The following is a 22,824-nucleotide window of genomic DNA, read 5'->3' on the forward strand; positions in this document are numbered from 1 at the left end:
TCAGGACTTCTGGAACATGGCGAGCATGCGCCGTGTCACGAGGAAGCCGCCGACGATGTTGATGGTGGCAATCAGCACCGACAGCGCCGCCAGTGTCGCCACCAGCGAGCTCCCGGAGCCGATCTGCAGGAGCGCGCCCAGGATGACGATGCCGGAGACGGCATTGGTCACGGCCATCAGCGGCGTGTGCAGCGAATGCGAGACGTTCCAGATGACCTGGAAGCCGACGAAGCAGGCCAGCACGAAGACGATGAAATGGCTCATGAAGCTGGCCGGTGCAAAGGCGCCTGCAAGAAGCAAAAGCGCGGTGCCTGAGGCGAGCAGCATGCCCTGGTTCTTCGTCTGCGCCTTGAAGGCGGCGGTCTCGGCCGCGCGCTTCTCCTCCGCTGTCGGCTCCTTTGCCTTTTCCTTTGGCTTCTGTGCGGCAATCGCCTGGATCTTGGGCGGTGGCGGCGGATAGGTGATCGCTCCTGTGAAGGCGACGGTGGCGCCGCGGATGACATCGTCTTGCATGTTGTGGACGAGCTTGCCGTCCTTATCAGGCGTCAGGTCCGCCATCATGTGACGGATGTTGTTCGCATAAAGCGTCGAGGCCTGGGCCGACATGCGGCTTGGGAAATCCGTATAGCCGATGACGACAACGCCATTGTCGGAAACGATCTTCTGATCGGCGATGGTCAGATCGCAGTTGCCGCCGCGTTCAGCCGCGAGATCGATGATGACCGAACCGGGCTTCATCATTGCGACCATATCGGCGAGCCAGAGCTTCGGCGCATCGCGGCCGGGGATCAGCGCCGTGGTGATGACGATATCGATCTCAGGCGCCAGTTCGCGGAACTTTTGAAGCTGCTTCTCCCGGAACTCCGGCGACGATGGCGCGGCATAACCGCCGGTCGCTGCGCCATCCTGCTGCTCATCGAAGTCGAGATAGACGAATTCGGCGCCCATGCTCTCGATCTGCTCGGCGACCTCGGGACGCACGTCGAAGGCATGGGTGATGGCGCCGAGCGATGTTGCCGTGCCGATCGCCGCAAGGCCGGCGACGCCGGCGCCGATCACCAGGACCTTGGCCGGCGGCACCTTGCCTGCCGCCGTTACCTGGCCGGTGAAGAAACGCCCGAAATTGCTGCTGGCCTCGATCACAGCGCGATAGCCGGCGATATTGGCCATCGACGACAGGGCGTCCATCTTCTGGGCACGGGAAATGCGCGGCACCATGTCCATGGCGATGACATTGGCGCCCCTGACCCGAGCCTCTTCCAGCAACTCTGCGTTTTGCGCGGGATAGAAGAACGAGATCAGTGTCTGGCCGGGAGAAATACGCGCGATCTCCGCATTTTCGGGAGGCCGAACCTTGGCGATGATATCGGCGGCGCTGTAGAGGTCGGCCGCACTTTCGGCGATCGCTACCCCCGCGGCGCGATAGGCATCATCGGAAAAACCTGCGGCTTTGCCGGCTCCCGTTTCCAGGACGCAGTCATAACCAAGCTTCTGAAGTTGCCGCGCGCTGTCCGGCGTCATCGCGACCCGCGCTTCGTGTTTACTGATTTCCTTCGCTGCACCGATCTTCATAATGTCTTCTCCCTCGACGATCGTCTTGCGGTATTCGATCGTCGCTCGACGCATACCCCGTGTAAGGTGACTGGCGCGGCGCTCAGCCCGCTCGTCCAACCACCGCGATGAAATCGCACTGAACCATCGAAGGGCCTTCCACCAGCAAAGGCTGAGCGTGCCTTGCGGGTCGCGCCGCAGGATCCGGGAACATGCGGACCCATTCCGCGTTCAGCGGCCCCCGATTGTCGCGGTCGCGCAGATAGACCGTCATCTTGATGATGTCCTCGATGGTGCCGCCGGCCGCCTCTACGATCGCCTTCATATTTTCGAATAGGTGGGCGCATTGGGAGGCGAGGTCCTCGGGCATTACATGCGTTTCGGGATCTACCCCCTGGATGGCGCCGGACACCACGAGGTTGTCGATCCGGCAGGCATTCGGCACCGGATACTTGTGGGCAAGGGTTTCGACTGTGACGCTCCGGCGGCGGCTTGTGTTTGCGCCTGCCCGCGCTGCCTCGGGGAGGTTGTCCGTTGGCGATTGGTCCATTTTGTTTCTCCTGTCTTGCTTCCATGCGGTCCGGGGACAGCCTCTAATTCTTGACCTTGCCCGGTGCGTCGGCTGCATTCGCGTAGGTGGTGCCGCTCGGGCCATATCCGGTGATGGCGACCATAGCCGGCTCGTCCCGGGTCTCGCCGAAATGGTTCGCATTGGCGGGTTCCGTGTAGATGCCTCCCGCCGCCAGCTCTTTGAGTTTTGTCTCGTCGTAGGTGTCACCCCATCCGATGTAGAACTTTCCCGACAGCACGGTCACGAAGCGCGAGTCTGGATGTGACAGCGGCATGATGCGCTTGTGGGGCTCGAGGCGTAGAAGAACCGTATAGAGCTGCGGTTTGGTCGGATCGCCATAGAGCATCTTGGCGCTCTGGCCGCCGACCTGGGACACGCCCACAGTGTTCGAAGCGCTTTGCGAGACGGCCAGCTCCTGAGGCGTGGCGACGATAACCTGCATTGGTCCGCCGGCGTCCTGGGCTTCAGCCACGCTTGCCTGCGTGATCACGGTCATGGCAAGAACCAGGCATGGAAAAGTCGATTTCATTGGTCACTCCTTCGTCTTGACGGAAATTCCATAGGAACATTCAAGCTCCGTCACGGAAATCGGTTGGGAATTTGCCCAGCCAGCCCAAAGCGCCCGCCTGGGAAGATCTGGTTGGTCCTGTCTGTCTTGATAGAGCTGCCGGGATCGAAGTGCCGTTTTGTCGATTGCATGGAAACGGCCGGGTTCTCGGCAGCTTTCTGCAATTACTGCCCGCCGGTAACGGTTTGCTCCGCCGCCGCGATGGAACCGCGCTCTTCCGTGGCCTGCCCAACGCTTGGCGTGAGCTTGATGCCTTTCGTTTCGGGGAGCAGCAGCGTCGCGAGGATCGCAATGCTGTACCCGAGCAACGCGATCAGCCCGATGGCCTCGGCCAGGGTGATCCACTGCGCCAGAATACCGATGCCCGAGACGGCTGCTGCGCCGGCGGCCTTGCCGAAATTGTAGGCGAAGCTCTGGCCGCTGCCGCGCACCGCGGTCGGGAATAGCTCGGTGAAGAATGGGCCGAGTGCGGCGTAATTGCCGATCGTGAAGAAGCCGAACGGAACTCCCATCAGAATAAGCTCCCAGCCCGACAGCGGCAGGAACATATAGGCGATGGTCACCAGCCACGAGCAGACCAGAAACAGCTGGAACGTACGGCGCCGGCCGAGCACATCGGACAAATACGCACTCGCCAGGAAACCGAAGAAGGAGCCGCCCGTGACCAGGAAGATGTAATAGCCGGAGGCGCTGGGCGAGAGGTGACGGACCGTTTTCATGAACGTCGGCAGCCAGTTGACGATCGCGCCGCCGACACCAACCACGCCAAAGGCCAGCAGAGACGCCAGGATCGTCACGCGCAGTACGTCGGGAGCGAAAATCGCGCTGAGGCCCGGGTCGCGGCCACTGGCCTTAATCGCAGCACGGGTCTGTTGATAGAGCTCCGGCTCCTCGAGCGATCGACGCAGGTAGAGCACCAGAAAACCGGGCAGCACGCCGATCATCAGCAGGGTCCGCCAGGCATATTCCGCCGGTACGTGGGCGAGAACGATGCCGGCCAGGATTGCCGCGGCACTCCAGCCGACGCCGAAGCCGCTTTGAACGCTCCCCACCGCCTTGCCGCGATGGGCAGGCCGGATGATCTCGCCCATCAGCACTGCGCCGGCCGCCCACTCGCCGCCAAAGCCCAATCCCTGCAACACCCTGACGATGATGAGTTGTTCGAAGTTTTGCGTGAAGGCTGCGAGGAAGGTGAAGACCGAGAACCATAAAATGGTGAATTGCATGATGCGGACGCGACCGAACCGGTCGGCCAGATAGCCGCACGCCCACCCGCCCACTGCCGCAGAAAGAAGTGTGGCCGTGGCGAGATAACCCGCCTGCGCCGTCGACATGCCCCAGGCGGCGATCAGCACCGGAAGCACGAAGCTGAAAAGCTGTGCGTCCATCGCATCCACCGCCCAGCCGGCAAAGCACCCCCAGAACGTATTTCGCTCTCGTTTTGTTAATTCACGATACCAGCTAAACATTTGGTTTCCTCCCAATGTTGATTGTCCCGGCTCGGCCGGTCACACGACGAGCGGCGTCAATCCTCCATCCATGGTCAGCGATGCGCCGGTCACGTAGGAGGCTCGCGCGCTCGCAAGGAAAAGCGCCGCGTCGGCCACCTCTTCCGGGGTGGCGTAGCGCCCGAGCGGTATGCGCTGCTGATTTTGACGCAACAGCTCCTCAGGCGGCTTTCCGGTCGCGCGCGATTCCGCCTCCAATGACATCTGCACCCGGTCGGTCATCGTGGCGCCGGGGTTGATAACGTTGACGCGTATGCCGGCGTGGCCCCAGGCGGCGGCCAGACCTGCAGAGGCGAGCATCAGCGCCGCGTTCGCAGCGCCGCCGGGAATGTGGATCGGCGAGGCAATCTTGCCTCCGGTTCCGATGATGTTGACGATAGCGCCAGCGCGCCGCGACACCATGCGCGGCAGCACATAGTCGGTGACGTTCATGTAGGTGAAAAACTTCGCGTCCATCGCCACGCGCCACTTGTCCGGCGTCAACTCGCTTGGCGGTACACGCACGGCGCCGCCTGCGGAATTCACCAGCACTGCAATCGGGCCGACCTGCTCTTCGGCTGCGATCACCGCCCGTTCCGCCGCTGCGCCATCGGCAAGATCGGCAGAAAATGGCGTGACGTCGATGCCGTCCGCCGCGAGTTTCGCCTGGGCGGCGGCGAGATTTTCCTGGCTGCGCGATACGATGACCACACGAGCGCCTTCCTTGCCGAAGGCCTGAGCGCAGGCAAGGCCGATGCCTTTGCTGCCGCCCGTAACCAGAACGACTTTCCCATCAAGCTCGAGGTTCATTGCAATGCTCCCTGTTTCAGCACATCCGGGTTGTGGATGTTGATCGGCGTGCCCTGGGCAAAAGCCACGATCTGGTCGAAGGCATTGCCATAGGCAAATTCGTAGTTGTCGCGCTCGACATAGCCGAGATGCGGCGTGCACAAGGCGTTCGGCAGCAACAGCAAAGGGTCGTTCGGGTCGGTCAGCGGCTCGTGCTCGAACACGTCGACCGCCGCTTTGCCGGGCCGGCCGATGCGCAGCGCCTCGACCAGTGCTCCGGGCTTGATCAGCTCCGCCCGGCTGGTATTGACCAGCAGGGCCGTCGGCTTCATGACGGCGAGTTCCTGGGGGCCGATCAGCCCCGTGGTCTCCGCATTCAGGCGCAGGTGCAGGCTGAGGACGTCTGATTGCGCAAAAAGCGCCTGCTTGCTCGAAGCGACCGCGAAACCTTCCGTACGTGCTCGATCCAACGAGCCCTCACGCCCCCAGATCAGCAACTCCATGCCGAAGGCGGCGCCGATCCGCGCCACCATCGAGCCGAGCTTGCCAAAGCCGTAGATCCCGAGTGTCCGGCCGCGCAGCCCCAACCCGACCGTGCTCTGCCACGCCCCCTTGCGAAGTGCCGCGCTTTCGAGCGGAATGTTGCGCATTGCCGCCAAAATCAGCCCCCAGGTGAATTCCACCGTCGGGTGGGATGGGCGTTGCGTCAGGGCCGAGGAGACGAGCACGCCGTAGCGCGTGCATGCGGCGAGATCGATATGCGGCACGTGGCCGTTCTGACTGATCAGCTTGAGGTTCGGCAGCCGGCTGAGCAGCGCTTCATCCACCTTGGTCCGTTCGCGCAGCAGCACCAGCACATCAGCATCGGCAAGCCGCTCCGCCAATATGCCGACATCGGCCACCGCATCGTTCCAGATCCGGATCTCATGGCCCTGCAATTTGCCGAAACAGTCGAGCGTGCGAACGACGTCCTGATAGTCGTCGAGGATTGCAACACGCAGTCTTGGGCTGGGATTGGCCATGATATTCACTCTTTGCTCGGAAGGTCGGCAACCGCTGTGCCGGCGTCGATGGCGCTGCATTTCTCGTGCTCGAAGGCGGCCTTGGTCAGCGCCCGTTCCAGTACCTCGGCCGCGCGGGCGATCGGAATGAAGCAAACGCCGGTTTCATCGGCGACGACGATGTCGCCCGGCGCCACGCGAACGCCGGCAATCTGAATGTCGCCGTTGATCTCCACGGTTTCGATGCGCCACTTCCCGGTGACCGGCGTGATCTCGGTGGCCCAGAGCGGATAGTCCACGCGACGGGAGTGGCCGACGTCGCGGATGCCGCCGGAGACGATCGCCCCGGCTTCACCTTGCCGCTTGCCTGTTTGCGCCGAGATGCCGCCCATGTTGGATACGCCTGCAACACCGTCGATCACGATGACGTCGCCCGGCAGCGCCAGATTGTGCGCCTCGAACTCCGCCATGCGGTTCACCCGGCCACGGGCAGTTTCGTAGACATGCTCGCGCTGCATGATGTTGCGTACGGTCAGTGCCGGTCCGATGATGCTGGCGTTCGGCAAGGTCGGCTTGAGAACCGATGCGCCGACAGCGCCGGTGATGCCCAGTTCATCCATGACATCGGCGATGACGCTGGTGGCATCGGCAAGATGCTTGAACTTCTCGATCAACCCCTGGGGTGGCCGGGGTGCGCGCAGCAACCGAATACGATCCGGGCTGATCTTTCCGGTCAGCTTTAGTCTAAGCTCTCCGGCGGGAGCATCATTCATCAGATAAATCCTCTCGATATCGGCGCAGCCACTGCGTCCGTTGCCACGCTCGTTTCTGGGTATGGGTGGTAGAGTTGCGCAAAAGATCGGAATCGTCCAATTTCGATTTAGGAGTAACGATTATAACCAGAGTGAATAATATGCGGCTGGACCTGAACTTGCTCGTCGTCATCGAAGCCATCATGCTGGAGCGGAACGTCACGCGCGCCGCCGCCAGCCTGTCGATGAGCCAGCCGGCCGTCAGCAACGCCCTTCGGCGGGCTAGGAAACTGACGCGCGACCAGCTTTTCCTGAAAGTCGCGGAGGGCGTTCAACCTACGTCGCGGATGATGGCCATCTGGCCCGAACTTCATCGTTCATTGGCGGTGATCCGAGCGTCGATCGCACCGGAGCAGTTTGATCCCCGCTCGGATCCCACCAGTTTCCGGATTGCCATCACCGACAGCCTTGCTGCGGAAGCGGTCAGCGGCATCACGCTGAAGCTGCGGTCAATGTCGCCATATGCCCGCGTGGCGTTTTCCTTCCACACCAACGCAAACTCTCTTGAAGGAATAGATCGCGGCACGCTGGACTGCGCCGTCGGAATGTTCCCGTCACTTCCGCGAGACATCCATGTTCAGGGGCTTCGGACGGATCATTATATCTGCGTTATGCGCCCCGGACACGCAGTAGCGGACGATATGAATCTCGACCGGTTCGTCGCAGCATCACACGTGCTGGTGACCCCATCCGGGATCGATCTAGGCGTCGTCGACGGTTGGCTCAGCCTGCATGGTCGCACAAGGACGATCGCTGCGGTCGTCAATCACTTTGCAGATGCCCTGAGGATTGTCGCGGGAAGCGACCTGCTGACCTGCGTGCCAAACGGTTTTATGAATGGACCTGGCCGCGCGCTTGCGGCGCAGCACGGACTGATCTGTCGTGAGATACCTTTTGAGACCGAGAAGTTGATCTACAAGCTGATCTGGCATGAGCGGCTCGACACCCACCCGGCCCATCAATGGTTCCGCTCGCTGGTCGCCGATGTATGCGGAGTGTCTTCCGCAGCCATGGAGCAAGACAATTGAACGCAATTCGAAAACAACCGCCGCCTCGAAAGGGCGGCGGTGAACCCGCCTTTGTCGCGTCAGTGGCTTCCGGATGCCGGGCCGTGCGGCACGCCGGCGATGCTCTTGCGCACATGGCGAACCGCGGTCCAGACGGCGAAGAGCACGAGCGGGATGGCGCCGAGAACGGCGAGCTTCGTCACATGCGGATCGACACCCAAGGCGGAGATGCTTTCGAGGCTGATCTTCGCCAAGCCAATAGTATAATAGGTGATGGCGATGACTGAGAAGCCTTCGACCGCCTGCTGGATATGCACCTGGATACGCGCGCGCTCTTCCATCGAGGTCAGCAATGAGGCGTTCTGATCTTCGAGCTGAACCTGCACGGTGGTTCTGAGCAGGTCTCCGGCCAGGCTGACGCGTTCGGCGAGTTCGTCGAGGCGCCGTTCTGCCGCATAGACCGAGCGGACGGCCGGTTGGAAGCGCCGGTCGATGAACGTACCCAGCCTTTGCCTTTGTTCGACCCGCTCTTCCCGAAGCTCCGACAGCCGGCTTGCGACGATCTCGGCATAGGCTTTCGTCGCGCCGAAGCGGTGGCGGGCGAGCGCGGAGAAATTGAGCACGTCGGACGAGAGCCGGGTCACCTCGGACAGCAGCGCCTTGTCGACTTTGACGGCGCTCTGCATATGCGCGATCAGCAGATCGAGGCGCTGGTCGAAGGCGGAAAGCTTGGAGACCGTCTCGCGCGCCATCGGTAACGCCAGCAGCGCCATCATCCGGTAGGTTTCGATCTCCAGGAAACGCCGCACCATGCGGCCGGTGCGGTAGGCGTTGAGATTGCGGTTGAAGAACAGGAATTCGACGAAGCCGCTGTCGGTCAGGCGGAAGTTCGAATGCACTTCCGCATCGCCGCCGCCGACCCGCGAAGCGACATAGTCGAGCTTGGGTTTTTCCAGCGTGCGCCCGTCCTTTTCCTCGCGCACCAGCACGCGCACGGCCGCGATGACCTTTCCGCCAATCTGGCTGCAGCAGGCCCGAAAGGCTTCCGGCGGGTTGCTGCCGGGTTCAGCCGATGCCGGCACGACGAAGGTGAGGGTGAGGAATTCGGTATGGGCTTCCCATTTCAGCCGGCCGTCGCCGACGCGGCCGATGCCGTGGTTGCCCTCGCCGGTCGTGGTCACATCTTCCAATCCCGGCAGGGAACCGGGCAGCGAAGGAGGGCCATTGTCGCCGACGATGGCGACGTGCCAGACATCGGTGTCGCCATCGAAGTAAAGCGACGGCCGGGCATGCAACTCGTTGTGAAGCTCCCTGCGCAGCGGATGCTCGGAACCCATCGGCATGGAGATGCACCTCTAAACGGTAGACAGTCGCTGGGTCGCCGGCGGAACGTCCGGGTGCCGGCGCTTGATAATTTGATATGGCGCCTGGGGCTGGCTCAGGCTGACAACGCCTATAGCCTCTCCGGAGGCTGGTGTCACGACGCCTTCGCATCAGGCACGAGCGTTGGCTAAAAAACGATCAGCCACGGCCCGTTGCGAGACCGTGGCTGATGCAGCGCGCATTCTGCGGAGGGCGCAGGCGCGGCCGGTTACTTGTTGGCGGCGAGCGCCACGTTGACCTTGTCGACATCGGCGGACATCGCCTTGAAGGTGTCTTCGAGGGAAAGCTCGCCGACGATCAGCTGGCTCATGCGCTGGACGATGAGCTGGTAGATGGCGGAGGACCCCTTGAGACGTTCCAGTTCGCGGGCTGCCTTCGGTGCGCTGTTGCGGCTTGCGAGGAAGACGGCCATGGCGTCCTTGGCGTTCTTGCTCTCGAGCTTGTACTGCGGGTCCTTGATGTCGGCGCCGGTCAGGATGACGTAGTTTTCGGCGACTTCACGCTGGACCTTTTCGGAACCGAGGAACTCGATGAAGGAGGCGACAGCCTGCGGGTACTTGGTACGCTTGAAGCCGACGATCGCGGTGCCGCCGGGCATGGCGTAGCAACCGGCATCGCCGCAGGGCGCGCTGATCGCCGTCCAGTCGAAGGCGTCGCCGATCTTCTTCTGGAACGGATTGACCATCCAGTTGCCGGCGATATAGGTCACGACATTGCCGTTGACGAACTCGTCACCCATGTTCTTGTACTGGGTTCCGCCGGCAGCACCCCACATTTCCTTCGGGAAAGAGCCGTCCTTCGTCCAGTTGTAGAGATCGGTGATGTAGCGCTTGGCGGCATCGTCGGGGAAGGAGAACTTGCCGTCCTTGACGTAGTTCGAGCCGTAGGAGAAGGCCGCGCCGGAGAAGCGGTGGCCCGAGCGGTCCATCGTGAAGGGGATCTGGGCGCCGGTCGCCTTGGCGACGCGTGCCGAGGCCTCGACGATGTCCTTCAGTGTGGCGGTCGGCGTCGGAAGCGGTTCTTTCGCCTGCTCGAACAGCGTCTTGTTGACGAAGGGCAGGTTGAAGGTCTGCGACGCGACATAGCCGTTGATCGAGTTCGGATCGTTGACGCCGGGGAAACGAAGCGTGTTCAGGCTGTCGCCGTGCAGCTTGGCGAAACCGTCCGGGTCTTTCATCAGGGGGCGCATGTCGAGATAGTAGGGCGCCAGCTGCCAATCGGTGATCTTGGCGACATCGGGACCTTCGCCGACGGCGAGCTGCACCGGCAGCTGCTTGGCGACGGCATCATAACCCGACGAGACGAAATTCACCTTGATGTCGGGATGCGCGGTCTCGAATTCCTTGCTCAGCGCTTCCATCCGCTCGACATAAGCCTGGTCGTCGTCGGTGAAGAGAAAGGTGATCGTCTGGGTTTCGGCCATGGCCACGCTGGACCATGCGAAAGAAACGGTGACAAGCGCCAGTGCGAAAGCCCCTGAAAGATAGGTTTTCATTTTCATCCTCCCATGAAAACATTTTCATCAATCGCGGCCTCAGCCATCGATATGTAAATTTCATATACTTGACATTCGTCGCGTCAAGCTATTTTCTACGCAAATAGCGATGTTTTTGAGCAATTCTCGAAAATCACGCACCAAAATAGACTTATGAAAATATTTTCATAGGATTGCGGAGGAGGCGATCTGTGAAAACGGAAAGCATCAAGCAGCCGGACAACATGGCGCCAGCCTACAGGGTGGCACAGGGCCAGACGATAACGGCATGGGCCGTTTCCGCCCTCGTCGAGCGCTATTTTCCCGGCGAGCCGGCCCCGGCCGAAGACCGGGTGAACTATCGTTTCATCAACGGTTTCGTCGATGTCGGCGACCTGCCGTGCCGCAAGGCCTTCTGGTCCACCATGGTCGGCCGCGAGCTTGTCCCCGACGCCTCCTGGCCGACCGAAAGCCTTTATCTTCCCGGCTCGAACCGCCGCGTCGAGTTTACCAGCTTCTGGCACGTGCCCACGCATGTCGGGCGATGGCTGAAGGGCACATTCAGGACAGAAGCGCCGCGCACGCTCAATCTTGCGCTCAAGACCTGCGGCGGCGTTCGCATCTGGGTCAATGGCAAGGAAGCGGTGCGCTTCGAGCCCTTCAAGCGCAACGTCGAGAGCGCAACCGAGATAGTGCTGCCGCTTGACGCCGGCGACAATGAGATTCTCGTCCATAGCGAAGATCTCGCCGAGCGCGACACGACCTGGTTCTTCGAGCTCGAAATGCTGGACAAGGAGCCGCTTTCGGTTCTGCTGCCGGTCGCCCTCGACCAGGACGAGGTGCGCGAGCTCGAAGCCCTTTCGCGCGGCGTGCGACCGGCCCGCGACGTCTTCGTCAACCAGCCGCTGGAGATCATCTTCGACACCGGACCCGAGCGCGACCTGCCCGTCGAGCTCAAGGTCGTCGGCCATGGTCACGAGCGGCCGGTTATCGCCCATTCGAAACTGACCCTGCGCGCCCATCAAAGCCGTTTGATCGCCGAGGATGTCTGCGGTATCGCCGACGGTTATCACGGCATCCATATGACGATCGGCTCCGGGTCGGGCTCGGTCACCCGCGTCATCGATGCCGCCTTCATGAGCAGCCTTTCGCCATTGCCTGATGAGACCTCGCTTTCCGCCCGCAAGCGCCAGGCGCTGGAATACAGCGCCCGCTTCGGCGCCAACCGCGCCGGCCGCCTCATCGCCATGATGGAAACCGGCCATCACGATCCGGAGAGCTTCGACCGCATCGTCGATGCGACGCTCGCCTCGATCGATGCGCGGGAGGATTGCTCGGATTTCATCATGGTGCCGCTCCTGTGGCTGCTCGGCGCCTATGGCGAGAAGATGCCCGAGGCGACGGTCGATCGTATCCGCCGTTCCGTTCTTGCCTATCGCTACTGGGTCGACGAGCCGGGCAATGACGCCATGTGGTTCTGGAGCGAGAACCATGTGCTCTGCTTCCATACCAGCCAACTGCTGGCCGGCCTTCTTCTGCCCGACGCGGTGTTTTCGGCCTCCGGGCGGACCGGGCGGCAGCAGGCGGAACTCGCCGCCGAGCGGCTCGGGCGCTGGTTCGACAGCGTCGAGGCGCATGGCCTGGCGGAGTGGAATTCGGCCGCCTATTACCCGATCGATTTCATCGGCCTGCTGGCGCTGGAGCGCTGGGCGGAGAGCGGGATCGCCGATCGCGCCCGCGGCCAGATCGACCTTATCTTCCGCATGATCGCCCTGCACACGCTGGCCGGCGTTCCGGCGGGATCGCAGGGCCGCGCCTACGACAAGGAACTGCGCGCCGGCCCGCTGACCGAGCTTGCGCCCTTTGCCCAGGTCGCCTTCGGCACCGGCTGGCTCAACAACGGCGTGGCGGCGCTGACGATGTTTTGCGCCGGCGGCTATGAGCCGCCTGCCGATCTCGCCGAGCTTGCCGCTCTTCCCAGGGGCAGAAGCGTCGAGGCGCGCTACAGCCAGGGGCTGGAGAGCGGCAAGCTCGTGCTCTACAAGAACGAGGCAGCGCAGCTTTCGACGGTGGTCGATCACAAGACCGGCCGGAAGGGGCACCAGCAGCACGTCCTCGACATCAGGCTGGCCGGCCATCCAATGGCGAGGTTGTGGGTCAACCATCCCGGCGAGGACGATCCCTGGGGCAATCAAAGACCGTCCTATTGGGCCGGCAACGGCATCCTGCCGCGCGTCGCCCAGCATCGCGACGTCGCCCTGCTGATCGAAGACACAGGCGACGCACGGCATGCATGGACGCATGCCTATATCGGTCGCGACGGCCTCGACGATCTGATCGTCGAAGGCAAATGGCTGATCGCCCGATCGGGCAGGGGCTTTTCCGCTCTTTGGGCCTCGAACGGCCTGGAACTGATTACCGATGGGCCGACCGCGGGCCGCGAGGCGCGTTCCTACGGGCCGCTCTGCGGCTGGGCTGCCATTGTCGGATCCGGCAATGGCGATGCCTTCAAGGCCTTCCTCGAACGCCTGTGCCAGACGACGGTTTCCTTCGATCCGGCGCTTCGGCAGCTCGTTCTGACGCCGCCGGGCGGCCCGGCGCTCTCCCTCTCCCATGCCGACGGTCTGTCGATCGCCGGCAAACCCCGGCCGTTCACGCATGATCAGCCGCACCCGATCCTCACCCACGACAGCGCGGCCTCGGCGGCCGCTGCCGACGGGCCGTTTTACTCCTGAGAATATAGGATTTCAGCATGAACACAGCATCTGTCGACAACGCCGCTCTCCTGACGACGATCGATCGCGTGGCGACGGCTTTCAGCCGGCTCAGGGGCATCAAGGAAGGTCTGGTGACCGGAAGCACCGCCTCCGGGATCCAGTTCGACGAATGGGACTGGGAAGTCGGCGTCGGCCTCTACGGGTTTTTGCGACGCGCGATCTCCACCAACGACCAGAAGGCGCTGCAAGAGCTCGTCGCCTGGTATGCCGGCCAGATCGAACGCGGCCTGCCGCCGCGCCAGATCAACAGCACGGCGCCGATGCTGCCGCTGGCAATCCTCGTCCAGCATGTCGACCGCCCCGATTTCCGCGCGCTCGTCGAGGACTGGGCCGAATGGTTGGTCAAGGAATTGCCGAAGACCGAGGAGGGCGGCTTTCAGCACGTCGTCAAGGAGCGCCTGAATGAGGGCGAATTGTGGGACGACACGCTGTTCATGGCCTGCCTGTTCCTCGCCCGGGCCGGCGTGCTCTGCGAGCGCAGCGACTGGATCGACGAGGCCGTCTACCAGTTCGTCATCCATACGCGCTATCTCTCCGATCCGGTCAGCGGCCTCTGGTATCACGGCTGGACCTTCAACGGCCGGCACAATTTCGCCAATGCCTTCTGGGCCCGCGGCAATGCCTGGATCACCGTCGCCATTCCCGAACTCTTCGATCTCGTTCCGACGCTCGGCGAGAAGGACAGGCGCTTCCTGTCCAACGTTCTCGTCAGCCAGGTGCGTTCGCTGAAGGCCTATCAGCGGCCGGACGGGATGTTCACGACGCTTCTCGATGATCCGTCCTCGCCGCTGGAAACTTCGGCCACGGCAGGCATCGCCTATGGCATATTGCGCGCCATCGATGCCGGCATTCTGGACGAGAGCGACAGGGCCTATGCCGAACGCGCGCTCAAGGCCGTGCTGGCGCAGATCGACGAAGAAGGCGTCGTCCACGGCGTCTCGGACGGCACGCCGATGGGGCACGACCTCGATTTCTACCGGCGCATCCCGAATATCCCGACGCCTTACGGCCAGGCGCTGACCATGCTGCTGCTGACGGAAGTCTTTCTCGAAGGCGGCCAGCGCCAATGACTTCAACCTCCCTCGTCGCGATTGAGGCGCTCGACGGCGACAATACCGACCGCCTGCAGGCGGAGATCGACAGCCTTTCGGCTTCCGGCGGCGGACGCCTGGAGCTCCTGGCAGGCATCCACATCTGCCGCGGCCTCCGGCTTCGCTCCGGTGTCGATCTGCATCTGGCCGCCGGTGCGGTCCTGCGTCCCGTTCCCGACTATGCGGCTTACGCGCAGACGCGCGTTTCGGTGATCGCCGAGAAGTCTGACCGCGGCATGATCGTCGCCAAGGGCGCGCGGCGGATCAGCTTGACAGGGGAAGGGCGCATCGATGCCGGTTGCGACAGCTTCATCATCGGCGACGACGAGACGGTCGGAACCTTCATCCCGGCCGAATTCCGCCCCCGCGTCGTCGTCTTCGAGGGCTGCGACGAGGTCGAGATCAGCGCGCTGCATATCAGCCGTTCGCCGATGTGGACGCTGCATTTCGTCGACTGCACCGATGTCAAGGTCCGGAACGTCACGATCGACAACGACCGTCGCCTTCCCAACACGGATGGCATCGTCCTCGATGCCTGCCGCGGCGCCGTCATCGAGGATTGCACGATATCGACGGCCGACGACGGCATCTGCCTGAAGACCAGCATCGGACCCGAAGGCGTCGCCATCGGCCGATGCGAGAACATCCTCGTCCGCCGCTGCTCCGTTCAGAGCCTCAGCTGTGCGCTGAAGATCGGGACGGAAACGCATGGCGACGTCACCAATGTCGTCTTCGAGGATTGCACGGTTTCCGCCTCCAACCGGGCGCTTGGTATCTTCTCCCGCGACGGCGGCCGGATTTCGAACGTCAGGTTTTCGCGGATCCCGGTCGAGTGCCGCGAAACGCCCGATGGCTTCTGGGGTTCCGGCGAGGCGCTGACCGTCAATGTCGTCGACCGTGTCACCGAGCGTCCCGCGGGGGCGATCGAGAACCTCATCGTCGAGGACGTGACCGGGCAGATGGAAGGGGCGATCACAGTCATTGCGGCCGCGCCTGCAGGCATCCGCAACGTTTGGCTGCGGCGCGTCGGCATAGAACAGCGGCCGGGCCTGCTCGGCACCGGACAGACCTATGACCTGCGTCCGACCAATGCCGATCTCGCCCCGAAGGCTGACGGCGGTGGCCGCGCCAATGCCTGGACGCGCGGTTCGGACGGGCGGGTGATCGGTCTTGAGGACTATCCGGGCGGAATGCCGGCCGTCTACGTGGCTGGTGTTACCGGCATATTGATGAACGAGGTGCGGATCACGAGGCCGACACCGCTGCCGCAAGGCTGGAACGAAATAGACGTCGTCTTCGAAACGGCGGCACCCGATGGGAGTGGGGCATGGCAGAACTGAAACTTTCCACCGTCAACAAGTCGTATGGCTCCGTCAAAGTCCTGCACGACGTCGAACTCGATATCAAGGACGGTGAATTCGTCGTCTTCGTCGGTCCGTCGGGATGCGGCAAGTCGACCCTTTTGCGTGTCATCGCCGGCCTCGAAGAGGTCACCACGGGGGCGATCGCGATCGGCGGCCGCGACGTCAGCGCGCTCTCGCCGGCCGAGCGCAAGATCGCCATGGTCTTCCAGTCCTACGCGCTCTACCCGCATATGAGCGTGCGCAAGAACCTCGCTTTCGGCCTTGAAAATCTGAAGTTCAAGCGCGCCGAGATCGAGGCGCGGATTGCCGAGGCGGCCAGGATGCTGGCGATCGAACCCTATCTCGACCGGCGCCCGAAGCAGCTTTCGGGCGGCCAGCGTCAGCGCGTGGCGATCGGCCGGGCGATCGTGCGCGAACCGGATATTTTTCTTTTCGACGAGCCGCTGTCGAATCTCGACGCGGCGCTGCGCGTCCAGACCCGGGCGGAGATCACCAAACTCCATCGCGATATCAAGACGACGATGATCTACGTCACCCATGATCAGGTCGAGGCGATGACCATGGCCGACAAGATCGTCGTGCTGCGCGCCGGGCGGGTGGAGCAGGTCGGCGCGCCGCTCGAACTCTTCGACCACCCGCGCAATCTCTTCGTCGCCGGTTTCCTCGGCTCGCCGCGCATGAACATCATCAAGGGCAAGGTCTCGGCTATCAGTGAAAACGGTGTGGCCATCGATGTCGCCGGCGGCGGCAGGATCGTCAGCGATGTCGATCCTACGGGCATCACGGTCGGGCAGGCCGTGCTTGCCGGCATCAGGCCGGCGCATTTTTCCCGCTCCAGCGAAAAGGGCCTGCCGTTCATCGTCCAGTATCACGAGGGTCTCGGCACCGAGACCTATGTCTACGGCAACCTTGCGGGGCAGGAGGAGCAGATCATCATTCATGAGCCCGGCCATTTCGCGCCTGTTCAGGGCGACCGGATCATGATCGATGCCGTTCCGGAACGGGTCCATCTGTTCGATCCCGAAAGCGGCCTGGCCTTTGCCCGTCGATCAGGACAGGGGAGGGGCTGACCATGGCAGCGCTCAAGGCAGGTGCATTGCTGGCTCAGGCAGGCGACACGGCGATGAGGGTGGTCGAGGCTCCGATGAATGCGGTCGAACGCATTTTCGGCCGCAAGCGCATGCCTTGGCTGTTCCTGGCGCCGAACCTCGTTCTCTTCGCCATCTTCACATTCCTTCCGATCGCGATCGCGGTGGGCTACGCCTTCACCGGCGGCACCAATCTTTTCGTGTCGGAGCGGCCCTATGTCGGCCTGGACAATTTCCGCACGCTGCTTTCCTGCGGCAATTATCTGCAGCCGGGAACCTGCCAGGAATCGCTGTTTTGGACGGCGGTGTGGAACACGCTCTGGTTTGTGGGATTCAATGTCGTCGCGACATTGCTGGTGGCTTTGATCACCGCGCTGATCCTCAATCGGGCGATTTTTGCGCGCGGCTTTTTCAGGGCGATGTTCTTTTACCCCGTCTTGCTGTCGCCTGTCGTCATCGGGTTGATCTGGAAATGGTTCCTCGATCGCAACGGGCTGCTGAACGCCTTCTTTCAGATGATCGGCGTGCCCCCCGAGATCTTCCTGCTGGATGTGGGCTGGTCGCGCTTCTTCGTCGTCGTGGTGTCGGTGTGGTTCCATATGGGCTTCTACACGCTCATCCTGCTCGCCGGTCTCCAGGCGATCCCGAAGGAGCTCTACGAGGCCGCCTCCATCGACGCCGCTTCGCCGCGCCGCACGCTTTTCAGGATCACGCTTCCTCTGCTGGCCCCGAACCTGCTCGTCGTCTTCATCCTTCTGATGATCAAATCCGTGCAGATCTTCGACGAGGCCTGGGTTCTGACCAATGGCGGCGGCCCGGGCACGGCCAACAGCTTCATCGTCCAATATATCTACCAGATGGCGTTCAGCAGCGACCTTCGCCTGTTCGGCCTTGCCTCGGCCGCATCGGTTCTCATGGGGCTGGTGCTTCTGGTTCTCACCCTCATACAGCTGCGCCTCGGCAAGCGAATGGAGTCCTGAGATGAACAGCTCTATGAATCCGATCCGTTTTCTCTCGCGCACGCGCCGGGCCGGACGCATCGACATCACCGATATTCTGTCGTGGGTCTGGCTGATCGGCGGAACGCTCGCGGTGCTCGTGCCTGTCGTCTGGGCGGGTCTCTCCTCACTGAAGCCGGCGGCCGAGATCACCCGCTTTCCGCCGGCGCTGCTTCCGCGCGCCGCCGTCGAGCAGACCGTGCCCGGCTTCGACAAGCCGCTCAGCCTTTGGAACGTAACGGTCGACGGCCAGCAGCGCGAAATGGCCATGGTCCGGCGCATCGGTCTCAAGGCGCAGATGGTCGATCCGGCAAATCCGGGGCCGCCGGTCAGCGTTGACGTCAAGGGGATCACGCCGGTGCAGCATCTGACCGTCGCCACCGAGAATTACACCGATCCGCTGACGCGCTTCAACTTCCTGACTTTCCTGAAGAATTCGGTGTTCGTCACCTTCGTGGCAACGCTTCTGACGCTGATCGTCAACGCCATGGCGGCCTTCGCCCTGTCGAAATATAAATTCAAAGGCGACACGATGGTCTTCGTGATCATCATTTCGACCCTGATGATCCCGCTCGCCGTCGTCATGGTGCCGGCCTATCTCGTCATCGTCGGGGTCGGGCTCGCCGACAATCTCTGGGGCGTCATCCTGCCGACGGTCGCCTCTCCGACGGCTGTCTTTCTGCTGCGGCAATATATGCTGACCATCCCCGATGAGCTGATCGAGGCGGCGCGCGTCGATGCGGCGAGCGAATTCTGCATCTTCTGGCGCATCATCCTGCCGCTGACGGCACCCGCTCTCGCAGTGCTGGCGATCTTCTCCGTGCTCTGGCGCTGGAACGACTTCCTCTGGCCGCTGATCGTCCTCAACAGCCGCGAGAATTTCACGCTGCAGGTCGGTCTCAACGCCTTCCAGGGCGAGTTCTCGGTGCAGTGGCACTATATCCTGGCGATGACGTTCCTCAGCCTGCTGCCCGTCACCGTCGTCTTCCTGTTCCTGCAGAAATACATCACCACCGGCATCGCCGGAACGGGCATGAAGTGAACGGCAAGGCGTGGAGCTGGACCTCCTCGCAACCGTCGAAGAACTAACCGCGCGTTACCTCCCGGCTGAAGCGCGCCGCATGAACTCCATTCATGCGGCGCGTTTTGGCCGTTGTATTTGTGCATGGCTCTCAAGGTCATTGCCCGTTTTTTGGACTATACGAGCCCGGATTGCGGCTTGGAGGATATGCAAAATCCACATGGCTATCCAAAAAGCGCATGATTGTCAGCGCCGCCGACAAGGCGATGGTATCGTTTACGCCATCTTAATTTTCGCATGCAATTTCTGGCCCTTGGCAGGCATAATAATAGATCGGCCTATGAGGGGTCGAAAATAATTCTGTCATTTTCCTGAAGTCAAAAGTATTGATGCCGGTGATTGCTGGGGCAGTGCTTACTTTTCATCATAAAGCATATGAATCTCGTTCGTAATATTTCGCAATTTTCGATTTATTATTTCGATAAGTGAATACTTGCTTCCTGTTGGCTGTTTCGAAACGTCAAAATGCGGAGCGGGTGCGATACGGGATTTCATTCAAATATCCAACGCACATCAAACTGGAATAATATCATGATCTCCCTGAAGTCTCTCAAAATAGGCCCGAAACTGTTGGGATTGACGGCTTTGATCGTCATTATCGGGATCGGCGTCAGCATCTACGTTTCCTCGAAGCTGCGATCGATCGACGATACCTACAACGCGCTCCTCGACGTCGATGCGAGCGGCACGAACAAGCTCGCGGAAATTACCGGCAATTCCGATTCGATCGGGCGCGTCCTCTATCGCCTCATCGCTGAACCGGATCAGGACAGTATCAGAAAATCGGAGAGCGAGCTGGCGCAGGTGTTTGATGAAACCGCCCAGTTTGTTGATAACGCGGCGAGCATCTATCCTGGTGAAAGGACGCGGTTCGATGAACTCAGATCGGATCTGCGCGCCTTGCAGGCGACAACGGTACCCATCGTGAAGGCGTCCGCAGCAGGTGACGATGCCACGGCGCTGCACCTGGCAGCCGACACCTTCAAAACTGCAAGACTGAAGTTCGACGACGACGCAACCGAGCTCTACGACTGGGCGAAGGCCGAGCTGCAGCGGAAAAGTGATGCTGCAAGCGCCATAACCAATCAAACGATCACCACGAGCTACATCGTGCTGGTGATTGGCGCGCTCATCTCGTTTGGCGTCGGCACCGCAATCAGCCTTGGGCAGATCGTCCGGCCGATCCGCAGCCTGACTGAAACGATGGGCGCCATTGCCGGCGGCAACCTTGCCCTGGAGATTCCCGGAGCCGATCGCGGCGACGAAATCGGCGAAATGTCGGCCGCCGTCCAAGTGTTCCGAGCCAACGCGCTTGCCAACAAGCGGCTGGAGGAAGAGGCCGCCGCCAACCGCAACATGACCGAAGCGGAACGCCGCCAGAAGGCGGAGGCCGATAGGCTGCGCGCCGAGCAGATGGCGCAGGCGACCTCCGGTCTTGCCGATGGCTTGAAGCATCTGGCCGGCGGAGACCTCGGCTATCAGTTGAACCAGCCCTTCGCGCCGGATTTCGAAAGCCTGAGAGCCGATTTCAACGCAGCCGTCGCGCAGCTTCAGCAGACGCTGAGAGCGGTCGCTCAATCGACCGGCCAGATCGACAGCGGCACGCGTGAGATCAGCATCAGCGCCCAGGATCTTGCCAAGCGTACCGAACAGCAGGCCGCCTCGCTCGAGGAGACCGCCGCCGCCCTCGACCAGATCACGGCCAATGTTTCGAACTCCTCGAAACGCGCCGACGAAGCCCGCACGGTGGCGGTGCAGGCCAATACCAGCGCCGTTCAGTCAGGCAAGGTCGTTGCCGACGCCGTCCATGCCATGCAGAAGATCGAGCAGTCCTCGAACCAGGTTTCCAACATTATCGGCGTGATCGACGAGATCGCCTTCCAGACCAACCTGCTGGCGTTGAACGCCGGCGTGGAAGCGGCCCGCGCCGGCGATGCCGGCAAGGGTTTTGCGGTCGTCGCCCAGGAAGTGCGCGAGCTTGCCCAGCGATCGGCGCAGGCGGCGAAGGAAATCAAGGACCTGATCCGCAACTCCTCCGTCGAAGTGGAGAGCGGCGTCAGGCTCGTCAGCGAAACCGGCCAGGCGCTGAAAACGATCGAGGACTATATCGTCACGGTCAATCAGCACATGGATGCGATCGCCACATCGGCGAAGGAGCAGTCGCTCGGGCTTTCGGAGGTCAATACCGCCGTCAACCAGATGGATCAGGTGACGCAGCAGAATGCGGCGATGGTCGAGGAAAGCAACGCGGCAAGTGCAACGCTTGCCACCGAGGCCGGCCGCCTTCGCGATCTGATCGGCCGGTTCCAGCTTGGCGGCGACGGTGGTGCCTTCCAGGCTGCCGCGCTCCGCAAGACCGCCGCGGCCATGGCATCGCCGCAGCGCAACGTCAGCGCCGGCCGCCCGGCCGCGCGCGGCAATGCGGCTCTGAAATAGGAAGAATGGGCCGAATTCTGATATCGGCATCGTGATACGGGCAGGGTCGTCTCGACCCTGCCGCTTCAGACGGGAGCGGCTCAAGCTTGATCGCCTGGGCCGCTCTCAATTCCTTTTAGGCAATACCCGGAATTCTGAATGATCGAAGGCGCTGTCGCCGGAACGAAATCACAGAACGGTTTCGAAAAGCGGGATCAGGGCCGCGCCGATTGCGCCGGGGGCATCGATGATCTGTCCCACGGCAAGGCTGGGAACATCGCGCAACGCGCCGTGCCGCGGCAGATTGTTGAACTCGGTCCGTTCGATCAGCATTCTCGCCAGCGAATGCGGAAGTTCGCCGCCAAGCACGATCAATGCCGGGTCGAAAATCGCGCAGATCGCATTGATGGCGCGATTATGGGCCGGCATGACGCGATCGACCCATTCGCGAACGCCTTCCCAATCCACCAGCTTTTCGTTCTTCAGATCCTTGAGAGTCAGGTCCGAGCGCCCCTTGCTGCGAAGATATTCGAGCAATTGGCCGAGTGCGGGGCGATCGTCATAGTCCTGACGCGCAAAGAGAACGGAGAATTCGCCGGCGTTGCCGAAGCTGCCGCGAAACGGCATGCCTCCGGACACAAGGCCGCCGCCGTAGCCATGAAGATGGGCGATATAGGCGAAATCCGCGACATCACGGCCAACGCCGAAAATTGCTTCCGCCAAAGCTGCGGTCCGGGCGACATTGTCTGCCCAGACCGGCAGGCCAAGCAATTTCCCAAGGAGGGGCGCCAGGTCTATCAGCGACCAATGAGCAAGCGGCAGAGGACAGTTGAAGGCCGTCTCCAGCATGCGGTGGCCGGCGACCGCGAGGCCGACGCCGAGCACGTCGCGCCGTGTGGCGCCCCGGCGGGCAAGAATGTCTTCGACCGCCGCTTCAATCCGTTCCAGCTCCGCCGGCAGCGAAGCGCCTGCCTGCGGGATTTCCATATTTTCCAGAGGCTCGCCGAAACCCATGAGGCAAAGGCCGATCGAGCCGACATTCACGGAGATGCCAAGCGTCAGACACCAATCCTTTCGCAGCGTCAGCTCCGGACTGGGTGGGCCCGCCCGCCGGCCTTCCGAATGCGAAAACACGATCATCCCGCGCTCATGAAGCCGGGCGACGATCCTGTGCAGGGATTGCTGGGTGAGATCGAGCGGCTCGGTCAGGTCGGAGCGCTCGATCCCCGGAGACTTCCAGATCAACCGCAAGAGGTCCCGTTCGTTGCGGGAGGCAACCCGCGCCGGTTGTACGTCTCGCAAAAAATGTGCGGCGACATGGTTTAGAGGAACGTACTTCATTTTCGGATCGTTTTGTATTACACTGT

Annotated in this window: 18 protein-coding genes; 8 read left to right on the forward strand and 10 right to left on the reverse strand. The window is 62.1% G+C overall.

What is annotated here, in order from left to right; all coding sequences use genetic code 11:
* The 7 genes from QMO80_RS22650 to QMO80_RS22680 form a co-directional block, all read right to left on the reverse strand.
* Entirely contained in the window at nt 1-1,572 is a 1,572-nt protein-coding gene (locus QMO80_RS22650) for a Re/Si-specific NAD(P)(+) transhydrogenase subunit alpha (protein ID WP_283200659.1), read from the reverse strand.
* An 82-nt stretch (nt 1,573-1,654) separates the two neighbouring features.
* Nucleotides 1,655-2,101 (reverse strand): RidA family protein, encoded by a 447-nt coding sequence (locus QMO80_RS22655; RefSeq protein WP_283200660.1) that lies wholly within the window; start codon nt 2,099-2,101, stop codon nt 1,655-1,657.
* 43 nt (nt 2,102-2,144) lie between these two features.
* Nucleotides 2,145-2,651, reverse strand: coding sequence for a cupin domain-containing protein (locus tag QMO80_RS22660; RefSeq protein ID WP_283200661.1), 507 nt, complete (start codon nt 2,649-2,651; stop codon nt 2,145-2,147).
* 203 nt (nt 2,652-2,854) lie between these two features.
* Nucleotides 2,855-4,159, reverse strand: a complete 1,305-nt coding sequence (locus tag QMO80_RS22665) for an MFS transporter (RefSeq protein WP_283200662.1) — start codon at nt 4,157-4,159, stop codon at nt 2,855-2,857.
* Nucleotides 4,160-4,198: 39 nt separating this feature from the next.
* Entirely contained in the window at nt 4,199-4,987 is a 789-nt protein-coding gene (locus tag QMO80_RS22670) for an SDR family oxidoreductase (protein WP_283200663.1), read from the reverse strand.
* Nucleotides 4,984-5,988 (reverse strand): D-2-hydroxyacid dehydrogenase family protein, encoded by a 1,005-nt coding sequence (locus QMO80_RS22675; RefSeq protein WP_283200664.1) that lies wholly within the window; start codon nt 5,986-5,988, stop codon nt 4,984-4,986. The genes QMO80_RS22670 and QMO80_RS22675 overlap by 4 nt, the downstream gene beginning before the upstream one ends.
* A gap of 5 nt (nt 5,989-5,993) precedes the next feature.
* Nucleotides 5,994-6,740 (reverse strand): RraA family protein, encoded by a 747-nt coding sequence (locus QMO80_RS22680; protein WP_283200665.1) that lies wholly within the window; start codon nt 6,738-6,740, stop codon nt 5,994-5,996.
* A 140-nt stretch (nt 6,741-6,880) separates the two neighbouring features.
* Between QMO80_RS22680 and QMO80_RS22685 the strand changes: the two genes are divergently transcribed.
* Nucleotides 6,881-7,807 (forward strand): LysR family transcriptional regulator, encoded by a 927-nt coding sequence (locus QMO80_RS22685; RefSeq protein ID WP_283200666.1) that lies wholly within the window; start codon nt 6,881-6,883, stop codon nt 7,805-7,807.
* A 59-nt stretch (nt 7,808-7,866) separates the two neighbouring features.
* Here QMO80_RS22685 and QMO80_RS22690 read toward each other — a convergent pair whose 3' ends face one another.
* Nucleotides 7,867-9,129, reverse strand: a complete 1,263-nt coding sequence (locus QMO80_RS22690) for a DUF3422 domain-containing protein (protein WP_283200667.1) — start codon at nt 9,127-9,129, stop codon at nt 7,867-7,869.
* Between the two features lie 248 nt (nt 9,130-9,377).
* A complete protein-coding gene (locus QMO80_RS22695) occupies nt 9,378-10,664 on the reverse strand; it encodes an ABC transporter substrate-binding protein (RefSeq protein ID WP_283200668.1) in 1,287 nt (428 codons plus the stop codon).
* Nucleotides 10,665-10,855: 191 nt separating this feature from the next.
* On the opposite strand from QMO80_RS22695, the gene QMO80_RS22700 reads away from it, so the two are divergent.
* The 7 genes from QMO80_RS22700 to QMO80_RS22730 all read left to right on the forward strand — a co-directional run bounded on the left by QMO80_RS22700 (nt 10,856) and on the right by QMO80_RS22730 (nt 21,478).
* Complete coding sequence (locus QMO80_RS22700) at nt 10,856-13,378, forward strand: hypothetical protein (RefSeq protein WP_283200669.1); 2,523 nt, start codon at nt 10,856-10,858, stop codon at nt 13,376-13,378.
* 17 nt (nt 13,379-13,395) lie between these two features.
* Complete coding sequence (locus QMO80_RS22705; protein WP_283200670.1) at nt 13,396-14,490, forward strand: glycoside hydrolase family 105 protein; 1,095 nt, start codon at nt 13,396-13,398, stop codon at nt 14,488-14,490.
* The gene (locus QMO80_RS22710) at nt 14,487-15,851 is read left to right on the forward strand and encodes a glycoside hydrolase family 28 protein (protein WP_283200671.1); all 1,365 of its coding nucleotides are present in this window, start codon (nt 14,487-14,489) and stop codon (nt 15,849-15,851) included. The genes QMO80_RS22705 and QMO80_RS22710 overlap by 4 nt, the downstream gene beginning before the upstream one ends.
* Nucleotides 15,839-16,945, forward strand: a complete 1,107-nt coding sequence (locus QMO80_RS22715) for an ABC transporter ATP-binding protein (protein ID WP_283200672.1) — start codon at nt 15,839-15,841, stop codon at nt 16,943-16,945. Before QMO80_RS22710 ends, QMO80_RS22715 begins: the two co-directional genes overlap by 13 nt.
* 2 nt (nt 16,946-16,947) lie before the next feature.
* A complete protein-coding gene (locus QMO80_RS22720) occupies nt 16,948-17,943 on the forward strand; it encodes a carbohydrate ABC transporter permease (RefSeq protein WP_071087203.1) in 996 nt (331 codons plus the stop codon).
* 13 nt (nt 17,944-17,956) lie between these two features.
* A complete protein-coding gene (locus QMO80_RS22725; RefSeq protein WP_283200779.1) occupies nt 17,957-19,003 on the forward strand; it encodes a carbohydrate ABC transporter permease in 1,047 nt (348 codons plus the stop codon).
* A 570-nt stretch (nt 19,004-19,573) separates the two neighbouring features.
* On the forward strand, nt 19,574-21,478 hold the full coding sequence (locus QMO80_RS22730) for a methyl-accepting chemotaxis protein (protein WP_283200673.1): 1,905 nt from the start codon (nt 19,574-19,576) through the stop codon (nt 21,476-21,478).
* 168 nt (nt 21,479-21,646) lie between these two features.
* On the opposite strand, the gene QMO80_RS22735 is transcribed toward QMO80_RS22730, so the two are convergent.
* The gene (locus QMO80_RS22735) at nt 21,647-22,798 is read right to left on the reverse strand and encodes an ROK family transcriptional regulator (protein ID WP_283200674.1); all 1,152 of its coding nucleotides are present in this window, start codon (nt 22,796-22,798) and stop codon (nt 21,647-21,649) included.
* Between the last annotated feature and the right edge of the window lie 26 nt (nt 22,799-22,824).

It is taken from the genome of Rhizobium sp. BT03 (assembly GCF_030053155.1).
Lineage (GTDB): Bacteria > Pseudomonadota > Alphaproteobacteria > Rhizobiales > Rhizobiaceae > Rhizobium.